At 66.1% G+C, this 519-nt stretch carries 2 protein-coding genes; both read left to right on the top strand.

All coding sequences use genetic code 11. The features are described 5' to 3' along the window. Positions 1-433: flagellar biosynthetic protein FliR (locus tag ACT6Q8_RS25705; RefSeq protein ID WP_444739508.1), on the top strand; the 433-nt coding region annotated here is incomplete at its 5' end. Next, positions 352-519: EscU/YscU/HrcU family type III secretion system export apparatus switch protein (locus ACT6Q8_RS25700; RefSeq protein WP_444739509.1), on the top strand; the 168-nt coding region annotated here is incomplete at its 3' end. The genes ACT6Q8_RS25705 and ACT6Q8_RS25700, both read left to right, overlap by 82 nt.

Here is a 519-nt window from a genome sequence, read left to right as displayed (position 1 = left end):
CCCCATGAGCGGCGTGTCCTCCGACGTGGTCTCCACCCTGCTCTACGTCATGAGCATCCTGGTGTTCTTCGCCGTCGAAGGCCACCTGGTCTTCAATGGCGTGATGGGGTCGAGCTTCAAGTCCTGGCCGGTGGGCGGCGGCATCCCGCAGGTGGCGCTGGAGATGCTGCCGCTGCAGGTGGCCTGGGTCTTCTCGGCCGCCCTGCTGCTGGCCCTGCCGGTGATCTTCTCGGCGCTGGTGGTGCAGATCGGCTTCGGCCTGCTCAACCGCATCGCGCCGGCCTTCAACCTGTTCTCGCTCGGTTTCTCGCTGATCATCGTGTTCGGCCTGTTCATGCTCTCCGGCCCGAGGTGCGCCAGCGCATCCGCCAGCTGCAGCAGCAGATCGCCAAGCGCAGCGTGCGCAAGATCGTGCCCACCGCCGACGTGGTGATCGTCAACCCCACGCACTACGCGGTGGCCCTGAAGTACGACACGCAGAAGGCCGAAGCGCCCTATGTGATCGCCAAGGGCGTGGAC

It is taken from the genome of Niveispirillum sp. (assembly GCF_052437035.1).
Taxonomy (GTDB): Bacteria; Pseudomonadota; Alphaproteobacteria; order Azospirillales; family Azospirillaceae; genus Niveispirillum.
This window is presented reverse-complemented; position numbering and strand designations above follow the sequence as displayed.